This window comes from Aeromonas sp. QDB54, assembly GCF_027707385.1.
Taxonomy (GTDB): Bacteria; Pseudomonadota; Gammaproteobacteria; order Enterobacterales; family Aeromonadaceae; genus Aeromonas; species Aeromonas hydrophila.
In genome coordinates this window covers 110,698-129,746 of the sequence record NZ_JAPCIT010000014.1, presented here as the reverse complement: position 1 = coordinate 129,746, position 19,049 = coordinate 110,698, and the positions used below count along the sequence as shown (strand labels likewise).

The following is a 19,049-nucleotide window of genomic DNA, read 5'->3' as shown; positions in this document are numbered from 1 at the left end:
CATGATCAGAATAGGCGAGCCATTCAGCTGCCATATCTGACAGGCGTCAAACAAGACTCAACTCGTTATTATTCCCACGACAGAGCAAGTCCTTTCTGTAAACCCCGTGTTTGGCTCTCCCGTTATCGTCCGTAAACGGGAGGGCTATTTTTTCCTCCTCTCTCTGTTCATATCGCTATTGTCCGACTGTCACATCTATCAGGTTTCAAGAGAAACTACAGGATTTAGAATAGCCCCGTGTTGTTGATACAACCGCTTATTCCTCCTGTAGTGTGTGTTTGCCGCCCTCTCATCAAATTGATCGGAGGGCATTTTTATCTGATGCCTATGAAACGCCAAAATCTGCGTTATACACGCTTTCATGATCATCCATTCACAGCGGTTCAATGTGGCGCTAGTCCAATGTAAAAGACCCGCTTGATGCGGGTCTTCGCAATTAGCATGACAACATTAAATTGCCCAGCGCAAACCAAATGAGGTCACAGCCACATGTTTGCGACCTGGAACATTGTTCATCTTGGGCGCATACCCAATTTCCAAGGCGACATTTTTATAGCCCAGACTGACAATGGGCAGCATGGCGAAGCCATTGACTCCTGATCCATCGAGATAGCCAGCCTGCAAGCCCAAGCCGGCAAAAACACTCTCGGTGAGATACCACTCCTTGCGATACATAAAGCCAGCATAGGCGGCAAATTTCTCATAGGAGTCTTCATAACCACCGCCACGCAGCGAAAGCTTGCCGGTCTCCTGATTCCCCAAAAATGCCCAGTCTACCCCCAACCCCGGATTGATATTGTTAAAGTCACAGGTCTTGCCATGTGGGCCTTTGGCCTTCTCACATCCACTGTGTATGGATGCTCCGTAGACGAGAACCGATATATCTTCTGTCGCTGATGTGGTCAGAGGCAGAAGAAACAGACTACTGGTCAGTAGATACTTGTTTATTTTCATGAGTCATTTCCTTGATCATGCTACTTACACGTATCAACCAGATACACGCACATTATTACACTCGCATTTTGAGATTACGGAGTTTGCAGGAAAGCCTCAAGTGGCACAGTTCACGTTTTCAAGGATAGCGTCCGGTAGCAATAAAAATAATCGCCCACCGTGAGGAGGAAATTCAGATTGGATTCAGAATAGCATGTTAAAAGGTGACATCTGGCTAATTTTGCCCCAGTTGTCGTATGGTCATAGAACTGCCACAGTTGAAAAAGATCAGCTCACCTGGCGATATTGCGCCTGTGCTACCGGCCTTGGGCTCATGCGATTGTTCATTACCTTGATAACGCCAAAACGGGGCAGTGTCTTGCTGGTGGTCAATATGAGATCGTCAGTCAGGTTCAAACAGACGCTGGCCTGTTCACCGGCTTCGATCACCAGAAACTCCCCTTTGCCGTGTGGGGTGCCCATGCACACCAGCGCACCGGTTTCGGGAATAATGGCGGGGTGGGTTTCCCCAAAGAACCAGCTTTGTGGCATCAGGGGTTTGTAAAAGCGGCTGACGGCGATGGCATTGAGTACCAGCTGAACCTGATGCGGTACGCTCCACTCCAGTTCGGCAACCCTGTCCATCAGCTGATAATAGAGCGCAGCATCATCCACGCAAAAAGGCTGGGTGGTGAAGGAGCTGGGCACCAATTGTCGCCCTTTATATTCGGTGGCGAAGATCATGCGCTCGGATAAATCCAGCATCAGACGATCATCATGAGCATCATAATGCCACTGCCAATTGTCATTGGGTTGGATACACATGCAGGTGCCCTTACTGAAAGTCGTTACTCGACTTTATTCCATGTCGAGAATTTCAGCAACTTTAAATAAAGGGCACCGATTTATTTCTTATATATGGGTCACAATCTCTTTGACCAGATCCGGGCCCTTATAAATAAAGCCGCTGTAAATCTGGACCAGACTGGCACCCGCTGCCAGCTTCTCGCGGGCCGCCATGGCACTGTCGATGCCACCGACGCCAATAATGGGCAGCGCACCATCCAGTGCCTTGGCCAGCTGGCGGATCACTTCGGTGCTCTTGTGCTGCAAAGGACGACCGCTGAGGCCACCCGCTTCAGCTGCATGGGGCATGTCATAAATCATGTCGCGCTCAAGGGTAGTATTGGTGGCAATGACCCCATCAATGTCGTTTTTTATCAAGGATGCGGCCACCTGATTAATTTCATCCGGAGTCAAATCCGGCGCAATTTTAACGGCCAGTGGCACGTATTTCTTATATTGCGCGGCCAGCTCCTGCTGACGAACCTTGAGGGCGGCCAACAGTTCATCCAGCGCATCGCCATATTGCAGCGAACGCAACCCCGGCGTATTGGGGGAAGAGATATTGACGGCAATATAACCGGCATGGTCATACACCTTGTCCATGCAGATCAGGTAATCATCCTTGCCCTGCTCGATGGGGGTGTCCTTGTTCTTGCCGATATTGATGCCGATCACCCCCTGATATTTGGCCTTCTTGACCTGGGCAACCAGATGGTCGACCCCTTTGTTGTTGAAGCCCATCCGGTTGATGATCCCCTCTGCCGGAATAACCCGGAACAGACGTGGCTTGTCATTGCCGCTCTGGGGTCTGGGAGTGACGGTACCGACCTCGATAAAGCCGAATCCCATGGCCCCGAAGGCATCGATACACTCGCCATCCTTGTCCAGACCGGCCGCCAGACCCACCGGATTGGCAAAAGAAAGCCCCATGACAGTGACGGGGCGTTTGGGCAAGGAGTGGCGGAAGAAACAATCAAGCGGCGTACCGAGAAGGCGGGGCAGATATTTGATGGAGAGATCGTGCGCCTGTTCCGGGTTGAGCTTGAACAGGAAATGCCTGGCGAGAGGGTACAGCATGTTTGCTCCTTAAAAAAAGCCCCGGCAACTGGCCGGGGCTTTGGGTGTGATACCGCTGTCATGCCTTAACTGGCAATCACAGTGCTCGGCAATTCAACTGGAGCAGGTTCAACTCCCGCAAGGCCACCGAGAACTTGGCGAACTCATGGGTACTGGTGGTCTTGAAGTCGGCCAACATGTGGGTCCAACGGGACAAGAGTTGCTCATGCTCCGAAATCCAGTCGGCCAGTATGGTAGCGCATTCTCCCTGATCTTTGCACCCTTCCAGCACCACGGAAGTGAGGCTGCGCTGCTGCCAGTCCAGATCTTCGCGGAAGGAGGCCCGCGCCATCGCCTGCCAGTGGTTGCCCACCGGTTGATGGTTGATCTGGTCGAGGAACCAGTGCAGATCCAGCTTGGCGCCGAGACGGTAGTAGACGTTGGCGGCACGCAGGATGTCGGTCTTGTGCTCCGCGGCGATCTGCGCCAGATCCAGGCTGGAGAAGAGGCTGCTCATGTGGGCCACCTGACGGGCGATGGCTTGTGGCACTTGCTTGGCCACCAACGCCGCGACCGCCTGCTGGTGCTCGGCCACTTCGCTCTCGTCCATCACCTCGTAGAGGTGCTGCCCCAGCGTCTCGAAGGCCGGACGGAAGAAGGCGATGTTCTCGCTGATGCTCCAGCTGCGATTGCGGGCGCGCAGGAACCAGCGGGTGGCGCGGCGCACGATGCGACGGCTGTAGAACATCAGCTCGAGCTGGGTCTCTGCCCCCACCAGGTTGTCGCACCCTTCGATGTCGCGCCACAGCTGGTTGAGGCCAAATACCTCGCGGGCCATGGCGAAGCAGCAGGCCACTTCCGCCACCGAGGCACCGGTCTCGTCCTTCATCCGGCTGGCGAAGTTGAGCCCCATGTCGTTGACCAGCATGTTGGCCACCCGGGTCGCGATGATCTCCCCGCGCAGCGGATGCTGGGCCAGTGCCGCACCGAACTGCTGCTGCAGCTTGGCCGGGAAGCTGGTCACCAGCATGTTGGCGAGGAAGGGCTCGTCGGTCACTTCCGGGCAGTTGAGCTGCTCTTTCAGTACCATCTTGCCATAGGCCACCAGCACCGCCAGTTCGGGACGGGTCAGCCCCTGCCCCGCCGCCATCCGCTCGGAGAGCTCCTCGTCGGAGGGCAGGAACTCCAGGGCGCGGTCCAGCTTGCCTTCCCGCTCCAGCCCCTGGATGAAACGCTGCTGCTCCTTGAGCTGCTCGGCGCCGCGGAAACTGGTCACCGAGATGGACTGGGACTGGCGATAGGCGTTGGTGATGACAATCTGCGCCACGTCGTCGGTCATCTCATAGAGCATCTGATTGCGCTGCTTGAGGGTCAGGTCACCGGCCGCCACCAGCTGGTTCAGCAGGATCTTGATGTTCACCTCGTTGTCGGAGCAATCCACCCCGCCCACGTTGTCGGTGAAGTCGGTGTTGATGCGACCGCCCTGGCTGGCGTACTCCACCCGGCCGAGCTGGGTAAAGCCGAGGTTGCCGCCCTCACCCACGATGCGGGCCCGCAGATCGCGGCCATTGACCCGCAGCACATCGTTGCTGCGATCGCCCACTTCGGCGTCGCTCTCGCGGGAACTCTTCACATAGGTGCCGATGCCGCCGTTCCACAGCAGATCCACGTTCAGGCAGAGCAGCGCCTTGATCAGCTCGTTCGGGGCCATGCTGGCCTTGTCAGTACCGAGCAGGGTCTGGATCTCGGGGCTCAGCTTGATGGACTTGGCCGAGCGCAGGAAGATGCCGCCCCCTTGGGATATCAGCTCCCGGTTGTAGTCATCCCAGCTGGAGCCGGGCAGCTCGAACAGGCGCTTGCGCTCGACGAAGCTCTTGGCCGCATTGGGGGTCGGGTCGATGAAGATGTGCATGTGGTTGAAGGCGCCCACCAGCTGGGTGTGCTCGGAGAGCAGCATGCCGTTGCCAAACACGTCCCCCGCCATGTCGCCGATGCCGACGCAAGTGAAGTCGGTGGTCTGGCAGTTGACGCCGATCTCGCGAAAATGCCGCTTGACCGATTCCCAGGCGCCACGGGCGGTGATGCCCATCTTCTTGTGGTCATAGCCGACCGAGCCGCCGGAGGCGAACGCATCGCCCAGCCAGTGGCCGTATTCGAGGCTTATCTCGTTGGCGATGTCCGAGAAGGTCGCGGTGCCCTTGTCGGCGGCCACCACCAGGTAGTAGTCATCCTCGTCGTGACGCACCACGGATTTCGGCGGGATCACCTCGCCGCCGATGATGTTGTCGGTCACATCGAGCAGGCCGCGAATAAACAGGCGATAGCAGGCCTTGCCCTCTTCCTGGATGGCGGCACGGGGGGCCCCCGCCGGCATCTGTTTGCAGTAGAAGCCGCCCTTGGCACCGACTGGCACGATGACGGTGTTCTTCACCTGCTGGGCTTTTACCAGACCCAGCACTTCGGTGCGGAAGTCCTCCTTGCGATCAGACCAGCGCAGACCGCCACGGGCCACCTTGCCCCAGCGCAGGTGCACCCCTTCTACCCGCGGCGAGTAGACGAAGATCTCGAACTTGGGCAGCGGCAGCGGCATGTCGGTGATGCTGGAGGGGGCCAGCTTGAAGGAGATGTAGGGCTTGATGTTGCCCGCCTTGTCCAGCTGGTAGTAGTTGGTGCGCAGGGTGGCGTCGATCATCTCCACATAGCGGCGGATGATGCGATCGTCGTCCAGGTTGGCGACCTGATCCAGCTTGGCGGCGAGCTGCTCGTGCAGCTTGGCGGATGCCTTGGCATCTTGCGATGGCACCTTGGCGTCCTGCTTGCCGGCCGGATCAAGGCGCTGTTCGAACAGGGTGAACAGCAGCTGGGCGATATCCGGGTAGCGGGTCAGGGTCTCTTCGATATAGGACTGGCTGAAGGAGACGCCGGTCTGACGCATGTATTTGGCATAGGCGCGCAGTACCGAGACCTGACGACCGGTGAGGCCGGCTCCCAGCACCAGGCGGTTGAAGCCATCATCTTCCAGCTGCTTGTTCCAGATGGCTGCGAAAGCCTGCTGGAAGCGCTGCTGGCTCTGTTCCAGATCGAACGGCTGCTCGCCATGCAGCAGCATGGAGAAGTCGAGGATCCAGAAGATGTCGCCCGCCGGGGTGCGCACCTGATAGGGAGTTTCGCCGATGACGCGCAGCCCCATGTTTTCCAGCATGGGCAGCACATCGGAGAGGTGGATGGGTTCGGTGCGGTGGAACAGTTTGAGGCGAACCCGGCGATCGTTCTCTTCTTCCTGAGCGCGGTAGAACAGCATGCCGAGCGGATTGGCCTCGCTCAGGTTGTCCAGCTCCATGATGTCGGCCACGGCGGAACCCGGCAGCACGTCTTCCTTGTAGGCGCGGGGGAAGGCGGTGCTGAAACGGCGGCGCAGTTCGTTGCCGCGGGCTTCACCGTAGTGAGAGAGCAGCACGGAATCCAGGCGGTCGTCCCAGCTGCGGGCCGCTTCAATCAGGTTGTTCTGTACTTCGTTCACATCCACATCCACGTTGTTGTTGTTGACCCGCACTATGTAGTGGGTCCGTGCCAGCACGCCCTCGGTGAAGTAGACGTTGAACTCCACCTCTTCGCTGCTGCCAAAATACTTCTGCAGGATCTGCTGGGTCTTGACCCGCAGCGCCGTGTTGTAGCGCTCCTTGGTGACATAGACCATGCAGGAGAAGAAACGGCCGTACACATCGCGGCGCACGAACAGGCGCAGCATGTCGCGCTCCTGCATCTCCAGCACGCCAAGACCGGTAGCCAGCAGCTCCTCTTCACGGGCCTGGATCAGCTCGTCGCGCGGGTAGGTTTCCAATACGTTCAGCAGCGCCTTGTAGGCGTGGGAGCCCTTCTCGTGACCGGAGGCGGCCATGATGTGCTCGAGACGGTGACTGATGAGCGGGATCTGGGTTGCGCTGGTGTTGTAGATGGAGGAGGCATACAGGCCGATGAAGCGATCCTCTCCCACCACCTTGCCGTGCTCGTCGAAGCGCTTGATGCCGATGTAGTCCACATACGCCGGGCGATGCACCCGCGACTTGCTGTTGGACTTGGTGAGGATCAGCAAGTCAGAACTCAGCGCCGCGTGACGGGCACTGGCCGGCATGTTGCCAAGGCGCTGCCCCACTTCCTTGATGGAGTTTTTCATCAGACCCAGGCTGGAGTCGGCCTGGGGCAGGATCTCGTGATCCCCCTCCACCGCCTTGACGTCATAGCGGCGATAGCCCATCAGGGTGAAGTTATGGGCGGCCACCCACTTGAGGAAGGCAACACAGGAGTCCACTTCGGCCTGACTGACCGGGTTCTTGCGCTTGGGCAGCTCGTCGATGATCTCGTTCAGGCGTGCCAGCATCGGCTGCCAGTCACCGACCGCCAGCGCCACTTCACCGGCCACCGAATTGAGCTCGGCAGTCAACCCTTCCATCTGCTCCTCGCTGGTGAGGTGATCGATTTCGATGAGGAAGGCGGTTTCGACCGAGGTCTGTTCGGCACTGTTGTCGAGATCCAGAATGGCGCTGATCTTGCCCTCGTTGCCACGAATGAGGTGCAACGGCTGGTGCAGCATCATGTGCGCCGTGATGCCCCGGCGCTTGAGCGCCATGCGGATGGAGTCCACCAGGAAGGGGGAGTCCTGCAGGATGATCTCGACGATGGTATGGGGAGACTGCCAGCCATGGCGGGTCAGCTCGGGATTGTAGACTCGGATATAGGGGGAGGTCGAGGTGCGCTGGTTGAGCGCATTCCACAGGCTGAGCGCGGCACCATAGAGATCGCTGTCATTGCGATCGTGCAGATCGGTGCTCGCCATGTTGCCGTAGAACTTGGCGACGAAGCACTCGACCAGGGAGGCACTCTTCTTGGGCAACTTCTGATGGATCAGGCTGAGAACGTTTTCGAGCAGAACTGAGGTAGGGGCGTCTTTCAATGCCATTTCTATATTCCTTATCGGACGACATTAACCACCGACACAGAGACATCCACCCTGGATGCCCACCGGTACAGAGTTGCTGCGAAGTGTAATGTCTTGGATCAAGGAAGGCGAGCAAAGGTGATAATGAGTTGTTAAAAACAAGGGTCAGATCACGCCTTAAGCTGTGAAATATTTTGCCGTTCTGGCAAAAAACAGAAAATCCCACTGGATGGTTACGGATTTACCGGATAGATAGTGACTGAAAGCAGTGAATTGCGCGGAAATATGTTCAAGTTTTGTTAATTTATGCGTTCGAGGCTGATAAAGCGATAATCGTCCTGAGTTTTGAGTCGAAAATAGCCATGTACCCCGCTGATGGCGACGAAAGGCCGGATTTTCTCAAGGCCCAGCTCCAGGGTCAGCCCCTGCTCGCTGCGTACCACCAGCCGTTTGGCATGGCCCTGATACATCAGCATGACCTCGTCGTGGCTCAGGGACAGGCGAAAGGTAAACTGCTTCACGATGACTCCTCTGGTCTGATAAACGGCCCGGGTGTTGAAAGGGCGGGAGATGGCTCCCCCACCCCGTCGGGTTTACTGCTGCAGTGCCTTGCTCACCTTCTCGAACAGATCCCGTGCCAGCCCCTCGAGGTTGGCCAGACGGGTCAGCTCGGTGCGGATCAGCGCCTTGCGCCCCTCATCGAGCCGCTTGAACTGGATGAGCGGGGTGATGAGGCGGGAGGCCACCTGCGGGTTGACCTCGTTGAGCTCGATCAAGAGATCGGTCAGGAAGCGGTAGCCGCGACCATCGCGCGCATGGAACTGCACCTGGTTGTTCATGGCAAAACTGGCCACCAGCGCCCGCAGCCGGTTCGGGTTGCGGATGCTGAAGGTGGGATGCGCCATCGCCTGCTTCACCTCTTCCAGCACGTCTTCCGCCGGCTTGCTGCCCACCAGACGCAACCAGTTGTCCAGCACCAGCCCGTCCTTGGCCCACTTGCCTTCGAAGTCGGCCAGCAGCTCGGAGCGGCACGGCAGCAGATGGCTGTTGGCCACCTGCAGCGCCGCCAGGGTGTCGGTCATGTTGTCGGCGGTGGCATATTGCTGACGTACCAGCAGATCGGCACTGCCGGCGTCGAGCGCAGCCAGATAGCCCAGCACCACGCCCTTGAGCGCCCGCTTGGCCATGTCGGCGTGCACCACCTGATAACCTTGCAAGCGCAGGCTCTCGTAAGTGGCCGTCAGCCGAGCACCGAAGGCGTGAGCCAGCGAGGTGTGGATCTCGTTGCGAACCTGATGGATGGCATCGATGTCGGCCACCTCGAACAGCTCGGCCAGGGTCGCCTCACCCGGCAGCGCCAGGATCTCCGCCTTGAGGGCCGGATCCAGCTCGCCATCGTCCAGAATGGCGACAAAGGCCGCCAGCAGGGTCTGGGAGAGCTCAACGCCCTGCCCGTGCTGCACCCGGGCCACGCCGTCGATGACTGCCTTGTTGATCAACATCTGCGCCGCATCCCAACGGGCAAACTCGTTGCGGGCATGGCGCATCAGGAAGGCCAGCGCCTCGTCGCTGTAGTCAAAATGCAGCTTGACCGGGGCCGAGAAGTCCCGCAGCAGGGAGGGCACCGGCTTGACCGCCACCCGATCGAAGACGAAGGTCTGCTCCGCTTCCAGCACGTCGAGCACGTTGCCGATGGCCTTGCCCTGATACTGCAGCGGGATGACGGCCCCTTGCTCATCATAGAGTTCGATGTCGAGCGGAATGTGCAGCGGCAGTTTTTGCGGCTGATCCTGGGTCGGCGGGGTGTGCTGGCTCACGTGCAGGCGATAGACGCCGCTTTCGGCATCGTACTCGTCGGTCACGGTGAGCTCGGGAGTGCCGGACTGGCTGTACCAGCGGCGGAAACGGCCGAGATCCACCCCGGAGGCATCTTCCATCGCCTGCACGAAGTCATCACAGGTGACGGCCTGACCGTCAAAGCGCTCGAAATAGAGGCGCATGCCCGCCTGGAAGGCGGCCTCACCCAGCAGGGTGTGCAGCATGCGGATCACTTCCGAGCCCTTCTCGTAGACGGTCAGGGTGTAGAAGTTGTTCATCTCGATCACCACATCCGGCCGGATGGGGTGGGCCATGGGGCCGGCATCTTCGGCAAACTGCGGGCCGCGCACGGTGCGCACGTTGTTGATGCGATTGACCCCGCGTGAGCCCAGATCGGAGGAGAACTCCTGATCCCGAAACACGGTCAGCCCCTCTTTCAGGCTGAGCTGGAACCAGTCGCGGCAGGTGACGCGGTTGCCGGTCCAGTTGTGGAAGTATTCGTGGCCGATCACCCGCTCGATGCCGTGATAGTCGCTGTCGGTAGCGGTAGCCGGATTGGCCAGCACGAACTTGGAGTTGAAGATGTTGAGCCCTTTGTTCTCCATGGCGCCCATGTTGAAGAAGTCCACCGCCACGATCATATAGATGTCGAGGTCGTACTCGAGGCCGAAGCGCTGCTCGTCCCAGCGCATGGAGTTGATGAGGCTCTCCATGGCGAAACCGGCGCGGTCCAAGTTGCCCTTGTCGACGAAGATCTCGAGGGCCACCTTGCGGCCGCTCTTGGTGGTGTAGTGGCTGCGCTCCACGTCGAAGTCCCCGGCCACCAGGGCAAACAGGTAGCTCGGTTTGGGGAAGGGATCCTGCCACTGCACGAAGTGGCGGCCGTCACCCAGATCGCCGCTGTCGACCTTGTTGCCGTTGGAGAGCAGGAAAGGGAACTGGGATTTGTCGGCGGTGATGCGGGTGCTGTAACAGGCCAGAATATCGGGCCGGTCCAGATAATAGGTGATACGCCGGAACCCTTCTGCCTCGCACTGGGTGCAGTAGGCGTCGCCGGACTTGTAGAGTCCTTCCAGCGCGGTGTTGGCGGCCGGATCCAGCAGGGTCACGATGGTCAGCACGCACTCGGCCGGCAGGTTGAACAGGGTCAGGCTGCTCTCGCCCTGCTCGTACTGGGTGAAGGGTACCCCGTCCACGCTGACGCTGTGCAGGGAGAGCCCCTCCCCATCCAGCACCAGCGGTTCATTGTGCTCGCCATTGCGTCGCAGACGGGAGATGGCGGTCACCTGGGTCAGCGGCTCCTGCAGTTGAAAGTCGAGATCGATGCTGTCGATCCAGTAGAGCGGAGCCCGGTAATCCTGGCGATATTTGGCCGTCATGGCCTGGGAGTGATCGGTCATTATTGTTTGCTTCCACGCTTGTAATTGACGTGTCAGAGGCTGTCACAACCGGTTGGCAGGGTCAAATAGTTTGCATTCAGGCAAAAGAAAGGGCGACCTCAGTCGCCCTTGTTGATTAATTGACTCGCCGATGATCAGCTGCGTTTGCTGAGTTTGGCCAGGTCCGCCGTGATGTTGGCAGCCTCGACCAGATACTCGTCGGGAGCCTCGAAATCGGCAGGCAGTTCATCCAGACTCTTCACCGCCGGCTTGCCGAGACGGGCAAGACGCTCGTTGGTGCGCTTGAGAGCCTTCTCGTCCTGCTTGGCCTGATCCGCCAGACGCTCCGCCTCGTTGAGGGAGACCGACTTCTTGTCTTTCTCCTCCTTGTAGTCGGCAATGTCCTGCATCACGTAGGCAAACTCCGGATCCTTGTTGATCCGTGCCTCGTGGGCAGACTGCAGCTTGGGCAGCAGGCTGGCGAAGTTGCCGAGCTTGTCGTACTTGGCCGATGCAATCTTGTCCCACGGCAAGGCGTTGAACTCGCGGCTCTCGCCTGTCTCTTCCGGTGCCACCGCAGTCGGGAAGCTGATATCCGGAGCGACACCCTTGTTCTGGGTGCTGCCACCGTTGATCCGGTAGAACTTGGCGATGGTGTACTGCACGTGACCGAGCGGCTGCTCGTAGAAGTCGTACACCTTGGCGAGGCTGCGATGCTGCTGCACCGTACCCTTGCCGAACGAGTTTTCGCCGAGGATCAGTGCGCGGCCGTAATCCTGCATGGCGGCGGCAAAGATCTCGGAGGCCGAGGCGCTGTAGCGGTCGATCATCACCGACATGGGGCCGCCGTAGTAGACGTTGCCGTCGTCATCACCGTTGACGGTGATGCGGCCCATGTGATCCCGGATCTGCACCACGGGACCGCTGGCAAAGAACAGGCCGCTCAAGGCAGAGGCTTCGGTCAGCGCGCCGCCGCCGTTGCCACGCAGATCGACGATGAGGCCATCGATCTTCTGCTTGTTGAGGCTGGAGAGCTCCTTGATCACGTCATCGTGCAAGTTGACGTAGAAACTCGGGATCTCGAGCACCCCAATCTTCTTGCCTTCGGCGGTGATCACCTTGGACTTGGCGGCTCGGTCTTCCAGACGCACCTTGTCGCGCACCAGCTCGATCTGCTCGGTCTTGGCGGCGGCGCCCTTGCCACGCTGGATCTCCAGCTTCACCTTGCTGCCTTTTGGTCCCTTGATGAGTTCAACCACGTCATCGAGACGCCAGCCGATCACATCGACAATCTTGCCGTCGTCCTGCCCTACCCCGACGATCTTGTCATCAGGTTTGAGGTGATTGGACTTGGCTGCCGGACCGCCTGGCACCAGGGAGCGAATGACGGTGAAGTCATCCTCGGCCTGCAGCACGGCACCAATCCCCTCCAGCGAGAGGTTCATCTCGGTGTTGAAACGATCGGCGCTGCGCGGAGACAGATAACTGGTGTGCGGTTCGATGGCGCGGGCGAAGGAGTTCATGAAGAGCTGGAACACGTCCTCGCTCTCGGTCTGGGACATCCGCTTGATAGCGTTGTTGTAACGCTTGCCAAGCAGTTCCTTGATCTCGGGCCACTCCTTGCCGCTGAGCTTGAGGCTCAGGGCATCGAACTTGACCCGCTGGCGCCACAACTCGTTGAGTTCGGCTTCGTCTTTCGGCCAGGCCGCCCCTTCCCGATCAAAGATGTAGTTGTCGGGCTGGGTAAAATCGAAAGGAGTATCGAGCAGTTTGAGGGCGTATTCGAACCGCTCATAACGCCGCTGCTGACTCAGATTGAACATCTCGTAAGCCGGTGCCAGCCGTCCTCTCTCGAGGTCGGTGTCAAAACCGGTACGGTACTTTTCAAAGCGGCTGATATCAGAGGCCAGAAACAGGTTGCGGCTGTAGTCCAGATTCTCCAGATACTTGTCAAAGATCACGGAGGAAAAGGCATCGTCCAGCTTGAACTGCTTGTAATGCGAGCGGGTAAACAGATTGGCAATTCGCTTGCTAGCCGTAGCATGTTGGCTCTCCTGAGCCAACACAGGCAAATCACTTTCCTTGAGCACCGGCTCGATGGCCTGTGCAAGCCCGGCAAGCGCCAGGCTACAGGCAACGAGGGAAAAACGAATTACGCCATGCTTCAACATTTGTCTCCTTAGAGAACCAGGTGCTCGAATTTGACCCGCAGCATCATGCCGGTCTGCAATTGAACCTGAACGTCATCCTTGGTCACTTCCTTGATGGTGGCCGGCACCGGAGACTTGCCCAGCACAACCCGGACGCCCTGATCCACTTTCAGGGTAGCGGCATCCACTTTGACCAGCGGTGCTTCGACAGCAGCGGGAGCAGCCTTGGGAGCGGCTTTCGGCTTGTCGGATTTGGCGGCAGCATCGGCCTTGCGCGGGGCAGGACGACGTGGCTGCTTGGCCTTCTCTTCTTTGGTGTTGGTACGACGGCTGGCAAAGACACGTTCTTTGCTCTCTTTGAGGGCTTGCTTGGCGTGCTCGATGTGCTCTTCGGTGAGCAGCTCGCCCGGATTGCCGTCCAGATCGACACGGGCCTGGCCGGCCTTGAGGCCATGCAGGTAACGCCAGCTGGAGGTGTATTGACGCAGAGCAGAACGCAGCATGGTCTTGGAGACTCTGGCGTCGTCAGCAAGACGCTCGGCCAAATCCTGGAAGATGCCAATCTTGAGCGGCTTGGCCTCTCCTTCAGCAATGAAGCAGGCCGGGAATTTCTCGACCAGGTAGGCAACGATCTCTTTACTGTTCTTCAGCTTCTCAGTGTTTTCCATGTATAACCTTGGCTTTCATATAAACGCGCGGGCACACCCGAGCACAACAAAGGCCCCATTATAGAGAGCTTGGGGCCTTTTGCGAACCATCAAGCAATGACTTAGAGCATGCTTTCCAAAATTTGCACCGTTTCTTCCAATCCAATCCGGTCTTGCGCATCAAAGCGGTTAAAGATTGGACTGTCGATATCCAGTACGCCAATGATCTCGCCACCACGCCGCAGCGGGATCACGATTTCGGCATTGCTGGCACCGTCGCAGGCGATATGGCCTTCAAACTGGTGCACGTCGTCGATGAGCTGGGTCTTGCCCTCGGCCACTGCCGTACCACATACCCCGCGCCCGACCGGAATGCGCACGCAGGCCGGCTTGCCCTGGAACGGGCCGAGCACCAGGGTCTCGCCCTGCAACAGGTAAAAGCCGACCCAGTTGATGTCGGCCAGCTCCTGGTTGAGCAGCGCAGACAAGTTGGCCAGGTTGGCGATGAGATCCGGCTCCCCTTCCAGCAATGCCTGGGCTTGCTGGTTGAGGGTGCGATAAAATGCTTGTTTTTCAATCATGATTAAATGAACTTCACTCCCTGATAATCAGTGCAAGGTAACGCCCCGCCTGAAAAATTCAAATCAATTTTCACCTCACCCCCCATCCTTTCTTCAATCAGGCGAGGCATTTAGCGGGCGACGGAGAGCGCCAGTTGCTGGCGCTGGCCATTGCTCCACTCGATATTGAGCAGCCAGACCATCAGCGGCGAGGTGCAGGATCCCACCAGGGTAGTCCCCTGCCAGCCCTGCTCGGTGGCCTCAAAGTTGACCGGAATGGTCCCCATGAACATGTCCCGTCCCTCCAGCCACGCCTTCACCGGCGTTACGGCCGGATCGCCGCCCTGAAGCTGTATCACAAAGTCACGTTCGGCCTGCACCGGCAGCGAGGCAAGACGCACGGTCAACGGCTTGTCGCCCAGCCGGGTGTTGCAGCTGGTGTGGGACAGATCACAAATCTGATCTTTTTCTGATCCCGCCACCGCAGTCTGCACGTTGTCGAACCAGGTTCGATAGGCAACCAATCCGAGCAAAATGGCCAGGACGATCGCCAAATGGACAATTTTGCGTGAAGTGAGTCTCTCTTTCATGAAAAAACAGCCTTGTAAGATGTCTGAAAAATGACATTTTCGTGATCTCGCGCAAGGTAAATAATTGAACAGGCGAGACCCAACGGAGCCAAATATATCACTGTTTATACTGTTATTTTACCTGTCAGTTCAGTATCATTCCCATTGAATTTTCATTTAGCTACTTTTTGCTTTTCCTTTTATTAACAGTTGTTAACAAGAGAAAAGGCAGTAGCCAATGAAGTCGGTCCACGTCACTGGACACAAAATCAAACAACAGCAGCATCGGAAGCGGAATACAACGATGAGCCATACAACTAACCATCCTGAGTACAACTACACCGTTGTTCGCCAGTTCACCATCATGACGATTGTCTGGGGAATTGTCGGCATGTCGGTTGGCGTACTGATCGCAGCCCAGTTGATCTGGCCTGCCCTCAACTTTGATACTCCCTGGCTGACTTACAGTCGCCTTCGCCCTCTGCACACCAACGCGGTGATCTTCGCGTTTGGCTGTAGCGCCCTGATGGCGACCTCCTTCTATGTGGTGCAACGCACCTGTCAAACCCGGCTGTTCGGCGGCAAGCTTGCCTCCTTCGTGTTCTGGGGCTGGCAGGCGATCATCCTCTCGGCCGCCATTTCGCTGCCGCTGGGATACACCACCTCCAAGGAGTACGCAGAGCTGGAATGGCCGATTGATATCGCCATCACCATCGTCTGGGTCGCCTATGCCGTGGTCTTCTTCGGCACCCTGGTCAAGCGCACCACCTCCCACATCTATGTGGCGAACTGGTTCTTCGGTGCCTTCATCATCACGGTGGCCGTGCTGCACATCGTCAACAACATGGAAGTGCCGCTTTCCGGCATGAAGTCCTACTCCATGTACTCCGGCGCCATGGATGCCATGGTGCAGTGGTGGTATGGCCACAACGCGGTAGGCTTCCTGCTGACCGCCGGCTTCCTCGGCATGATGTATTACTTCGTGCCCAAGCAGGCGGGTCGTCCGGTCTACTCCTACCGTCTCTCCATCGTTCACTTCTGGGCGCTGATCTCCCTCTACATCTGGGCCGGTCCGCACCACCTGCACTATACCGCGCTGCCTGACTGGGCCCAGTCGCTGGGCATGGTGATGTCCCTGATCCTGTTCGTGCCCTCCTGGGGCGGCATGATCAACGGCATCATGACCCTCTCCGGTGCCTGGCACAAACTGCGTTATGACCCCATCCTGCGCTTCCTGATCGTGTCCCTGTCGTTCTACGGCATGTCCACCTTCGAAGGCCCGATGATGGCGATCAAGACCGTCAACGCCCTCTCCCACTACACCGACTGGACCATCGGTCACGTCCACTCCGGTGCACTGGGCTGGGTTGCCATGGTCTCCATCGGAGCCGTGTACCACCTGATCCCGAACCTGTTCGGCCAGGGCCGCATGTACAGCATCAAGCTCATCAACGTCCACTTCTGGCTGGCCACCGTGGGCACCGTGCTCTACATCGTCGCCATGTGGATTTCCGGGGTGATGCAGGGTCTGATGTGGCGTGCGGTCAACGACGACGGCACCCTGACCTACAGCTTCGTAGAAGCGCTGCAGGCCTCTTATCCCTTCTACTTCGTGCGCTTCCTGGGTGGCTGCTTCTTTGTCACCGGCATGTTGCTGATGGCCTACAACGCCTATCGCACCATCACTGCGCCCAAAGGTTCCCTGGAACCTGTCGCACAGCCAGCATGATTGAAGAGGTCAAAGCATGAGCAACAATAACCGTCACGAGATCTTTGAAAAGAGCGTTCCCATGCTGGTGGTCGGCATCATCTTTGCCATCAGCCTGGGGGGCCTGGTCGAAATCACCCCGCTGTTCTTCCAGAAGCAGACCACTGAGCCGGTCGAGGGCCTCAAGCCCTATACCGCTCTGCAGATGGAAGGGCGCGATATCTTCATCCGCGAAGGCTGCACCGTCTGCCACAGCCAGATGATCCGTCCGTTCCGCGCCGAAACCGAGCGTTACGGCCACTACTCGGTCGCCGGTGAGAGCGTGTGGGAGCACCCCTTCCTGTGGGGCTCCAAGCGTACCGGTCCGGATCTGACCCGGGTCGGCGGTCGTTATTCCGACGACTGGCATCGTGCCCACCTGATCAACCCGCGCGATGTGGTACCCGAGTCCAACATGCCCGCCTTCCCCTGGCTCGACACCAACGTGCTGACCGGTGAACTGACTGGCAAGAAGCTGGCCCTGTTCCGCGATCACTTCGGCGTACCCTACACGGATGCCGACATTCAGGGTGCCGGTGAGGCTGTGAAGGGCAAGACCGAGCTGGATGCGCTGGTAGCCTATCTGCAATCACTGGGTCATGCCCTGAAATAAAGGAGTCAGGATATGGATTACGGCACATTTCGCGGCCTGTATACCCTGCTGTTGATGGCCATCATGATCGGCATCATCGTCTGGGCCTACAGCAAGCGCCGCAAGACCTCCTTCGACGAGGCTGCCAATCTGGTTTTTGCCGACGACGAGCAACCCAGTGCTAATAACAAGAACGCAGGAGCGAAACAATAATGAGCACTTTGTTTAGCATTTTTGTCACCGTCATCAGTCTGGGGACCATCCTCGGCTGCTTCTTGCTGCTGGTCTGGTGCCTGCGCGACAAGATGGGGGTGGAAGAGGGCAAGTCCATGGGACACGCCTTCGACGGCATCGAAGAGATCAACAACCCGCTGCCGAAGTGGTGGACCTACATGTTCCTCTTCTTCATCGTCACCGGTCTGGTCTATCTGATTGCCTTCCCGGGCCTTGGCAACTTCAAGGGCGTACTGGGCTGGCAGAGCTCCAACCAGGACGTACGCTCGCTGGCCGAGTCCAAGGCTGCGGCGGCCTCCGCCAAGGCTGAAGGGCGCGCGGTGGAGTACGATCGCGAGCTCATCAAGGCCGACGAGATCTACGGCGCCAAGTTCCGCGAGCTGGCCTATCAGGCCGATGGCAAGACCTATCGCGCCATCGAAGAGATCGCCGCCGATCCGGAAGCCCGCAAGGTGGGTCAGCGTCTGTTCCTGCAGAACTGCTCCCAGTGCCACGGCTCCGACGCCCGCGGTGGTCGCGGTTTCCCGAACCTGACCGACAGCGAATGGCAATGGGGCGGCGCGCCCGACCAGATCAAGACCACCATCATGGGCGGTCGTCAGGGCGTGATGGCAGCCTGGGGCGAGATCCTCGGCAAGGACGGGGTCAAGGAAGTGGCCTCCTACGTGCTGAGCCTCTCCGGTCGCAAGGTGGACATGGTGGAAGCCAAGAAGGGTGAAGCGCGCTTTACCATCTGCGCCGCCTGTCACGGTCCGGACGCCAAGGGCGGCATCGCCTTCGGGGCACCGGATCTCACCAACAACACCTGGCTCTACGGCGGTTCCCGTCAGGTGGTCGAGCAGACCATCACCCACGGTCGTCACGGCGTGATGCCGGCCTGGAAGGATATTCTGGGTGAAGACAAGGTGCACCTGCTCGCCTCCTACGTTTACAGCTTGTCCCACAACGACCAGCAAAATAAGCAGTAACATGTGATAAACACGTGATTACTCAGCAAAAAGCCTCGACTCTTCGAGGCTTTTTGTTATCTTGTGTTGACTGAAATTCCTCTGTTTCGTTAATCACTGGTTTCACGGTAGTAGCACTATGTCCCAACCCTGGTATCGCCAATTCTGGCCCTGGTTCATCATCGCCCTCCCGACCGCAGCCGTGATCGGCAGCATCAGCACGGCGATCATCGCCAGCAAGGATGGCGTCAACCTGGTGGCCGAAGACTATTACAAGCAAGGCAAGGAGATTAATCAGGATCTCAGCAAGTTTGATCGCTCTGAAGCCCTCAACATCCACATCGCGCTGGAGGTCAATGGCAACGAGCTGACCCTCAAGCCGCTGTCGGGGGATATCCCGGCCGGCCAGGCGCTCTACCTCTCCCTGTTTCACCCCACTCTCGCCGGCATGGACAGCGAGCACATGGTGACCGCCGACGGCAACGGCGTCTATCGCCTGCTGCTCGACAAGCCGCTCACCGGCAAGTGGCACGTGCGGGTGGATGCCTTCAACCACGAATGGCGGCTGCAAGAGACTGTCCAGCTCCCCACCAAGGCCCCCGTCGAACTCGATCCCAAAGGACGCTGAGTCATGA

At 58.4% G+C, this 19,049-nt stretch carries 15 protein-coding genes; 5 read left to right on the top strand and 10 right to left on the bottom strand.

The annotated features are described in order from the left end of the window. Positions 1 to 450: 450 nt before the first annotated feature. The 10 genes from PG881_RS14985 to PG881_RS14940 form a co-directional block, all read right to left on the bottom strand. Complete coding sequence (locus PG881_RS14985; protein WP_024945229.1) at positions 451 to 954, bottom strand: hypothetical protein; 504 nt, start codon at positions 952 to 954, stop codon at positions 451 to 453. A gap of 267 nt (positions 955 to 1,221) precedes the next feature. After that, positions 1,222 to 1,758, bottom strand: coding sequence for a cell division protein ZapC (locus PG881_RS14980; RefSeq protein WP_103826874.1), 537 nt, complete (start codon positions 1,756 to 1,758; stop codon positions 1,222 to 1,224). Between the two features lie 87 nt (positions 1,759 to 1,845). After that, a complete protein-coding gene (gene pyrD / locus PG881_RS14975) occupies positions 1,846 to 2,856 on the bottom strand; it encodes a quinone-dependent dihydroorotate dehydrogenase (protein WP_103826873.1) in 1,011 nt (336 codons plus the stop codon). Positions 2,857 to 2,932: 76 nt separating this feature from the next. Then, positions 2,933 to 7,792, bottom strand: coding sequence for an NAD-glutamate dehydrogenase (locus tag PG881_RS14970; protein ID WP_139706416.1), 4,860 nt, complete (start codon positions 7,790 to 7,792; stop codon positions 2,933 to 2,935). A gap of 278 nt (positions 7,793 to 8,070) precedes the next feature. Then, positions 8,071 to 8,292, bottom strand: a complete 222-nt coding sequence (locus PG881_RS14965; RefSeq protein WP_194759843.1) for a DUF2835 domain-containing protein — start codon at positions 8,290 to 8,292, stop codon at positions 8,071 to 8,073. A 72-nt stretch (positions 8,293 to 8,364) separates the two neighbouring features. After that, positions 8,365 to 10,989 carry an aminopeptidase N gene (gene pepN / locus PG881_RS14960; RefSeq protein ID WP_270800995.1) on the bottom strand — a complete coding sequence of 875 codons (2,625 nt, stop codon included), beginning with the start codon at positions 10,987 to 10,989 and terminating at the stop codon, positions 8,365 to 8,367. Between the two features lie 134 nt (positions 10,990 to 11,123). Next, the gene (gene prc, locus PG881_RS14955) at positions 11,124 to 13,139 is read right to left on the bottom strand and encodes a carboxy terminal-processing peptidase (RefSeq protein WP_016350681.1); all 2,016 of its coding nucleotides are present in this window, start codon (positions 13,137 to 13,139) and stop codon (positions 11,124 to 11,126) included. Between the two features lie 8 nt (positions 13,140 to 13,147). After that, positions 13,148 to 13,786, bottom strand: coding sequence for an RNA chaperone ProQ (proQ, locus tag PG881_RS14950; protein WP_017410055.1), 639 nt, complete (start codon positions 13,784 to 13,786; stop codon positions 13,148 to 13,150). A gap of 101 nt (positions 13,787 to 13,887) precedes the next feature. After that, positions 13,888 to 14,346 (bottom strand): GAF domain-containing protein, encoded by a 459-nt coding sequence (locus tag PG881_RS14945; RefSeq protein ID WP_011706144.1) that lies wholly within the window; start codon positions 14,344 to 14,346, stop codon positions 13,888 to 13,890. 110 nt (positions 14,347 to 14,456) lie between these two features. Further along, positions 14,457 to 14,915: a hypothetical protein gene (locus PG881_RS14940; RefSeq protein ID WP_045526521.1), complete on the bottom strand. Its 459-nt coding sequence runs from the start codon at positions 14,913 to 14,915 to the stop codon at positions 14,457 to 14,459. Between the two features lie 283 nt (positions 14,916 to 15,198). On the opposite strand from PG881_RS14940, the gene ccoN reads away from it, so the two are divergent. The 5 genes from ccoN (at position 15,199) to PG881_RS14915 (ending at position 19,042) form a co-directional block, all read left to right on the top strand. Next, positions 15,199 to 16,623 carry a cytochrome-c oxidase, cbb3-type subunit I gene (ccoN, locus tag PG881_RS14935; RefSeq protein WP_016350679.1) on the top strand — a complete coding sequence of 475 codons (1,425 nt, stop codon included), beginning with the start codon at positions 15,199 to 15,201 and terminating at the stop codon, positions 16,621 to 16,623. A 16-nt stretch (positions 16,624 to 16,639) separates the two neighbouring features. Beyond that, complete coding sequence (gene ccoO / locus PG881_RS14930; protein WP_270800988.1) at positions 16,640 to 17,254, top strand: cytochrome-c oxidase, cbb3-type subunit II; 615 nt, start codon at positions 16,640 to 16,642, stop codon at positions 17,252 to 17,254. A gap of 12 nt (positions 17,255 to 17,266) precedes the next feature. Beyond that, the gene (locus tag PG881_RS14925) at positions 17,267 to 17,446 is read left to right on the top strand and encodes a cbb3-type cytochrome oxidase subunit 3 (protein ID WP_270800986.1); all 180 of its coding nucleotides are present in this window, start codon (positions 17,267 to 17,269) and stop codon (positions 17,444 to 17,446) included. Continuing rightward, positions 17,446 to 18,435 (top strand): cytochrome-c oxidase, cbb3-type subunit III, encoded by a 990-nt coding sequence (ccoP, locus tag PG881_RS14920; RefSeq protein ID WP_011706147.1) that lies wholly within the window; start codon positions 17,446 to 17,448, stop codon positions 18,433 to 18,435. Before PG881_RS14925 ends, ccoP begins: the two co-directional genes overlap by 1 nt. A 118-nt stretch (positions 18,436 to 18,553) precedes the next feature. Next, a complete protein-coding gene (locus PG881_RS14915; RefSeq protein ID WP_011706148.1) occupies positions 18,554 to 19,042 on the top strand; it encodes a FixH family protein in 489 nt (162 codons plus the stop codon). Positions 19,043 to 19,049 lie beyond the last annotated feature (7 nt).

Bases quoted from the DNA above. Each gene is read 5' to 3' on its own strand.
- PG881_RS14985 (WP_024945229.1), bottom strand. From the start codon at position 954: ATGAAAATAAACAAGTATCTACTGACCAGTAGTCTGTTTCTTCTGCCT.
- PG881_RS14980 (WP_103826874.1), bottom strand. From the start codon at position 1,758: ATGTGTATCCAACCCAATGACAATTGGCAGTGGCATTATGATGCTCAT.
- pyrD (WP_103826873.1), bottom strand. From the start codon at position 2,856: ATGCTGTACCCTCTCGCCAGGCATTTCCTGTTCAAGCTCAACCCGGAA.
- PG881_RS14970 (WP_139706416.1), bottom strand. From the start codon at position 7,792: ATGGCATTGAAAGACGCCCCTACCTCAGTTCTGCTCGAAAACGTTCTC.
- pepN (WP_270800995.1), bottom strand. From the start codon at position 10,989: ATGACCGATCACTCCCAGGCCATGACGGCCAAATATCGCCAGGATTAC.
- prc (WP_016350681.1), bottom strand. From the start codon at position 13,139: ATGTTGAAGCATGGCGTAATTCGTTTTTCCCTCGTTGCCTGTAGCCTG.
- proQ (WP_017410055.1), bottom strand. From the start codon at position 13,786: ATGGAAAACACTGAGAAGCTGAAGAACAGTAAAGAGATCGTTGCCTAC.
- PG881_RS14945 (WP_011706144.1), bottom strand. From the start codon at position 14,346: ATGATTGAAAAACAAGCATTTTATCGCACCCTCAACCAGCAAGCCCAG.
- PG881_RS14940 (WP_045526521.1), bottom strand. From the start codon at position 14,915: ATGAAAGAGAGACTCACTTCACGCAAAATTGTCCATTTGGCGATCGTC.
- ccoN (WP_016350679.1), top strand. From the start codon at position 15,199: ATGAGCCATACAACTAACCATCCTGAGTACAACTACACCGTTGTTCGC.
- ccoO (WP_270800988.1), top strand. From the start codon at position 16,640: ATGAGCAACAATAACCGTCACGAGATCTTTGAAAAGAGCGTTCCCATG.
- PG881_RS14925 (WP_270800986.1), top strand. From the start codon at position 17,267: ATGGATTACGGCACATTTCGCGGCCTGTATACCCTGCTGTTGATGGCC.
- ccoP (WP_011706147.1), top strand. From the start codon at position 17,446: ATGAGCACTTTGTTTAGCATTTTTGTCACCGTCATCAGTCTGGGGACC.
- PG881_RS14915 (WP_011706148.1), top strand. From the start codon at position 18,554: ATGTCCCAACCCTGGTATCGCCAATTCTGGCCCTGGTTCATCATCGCC.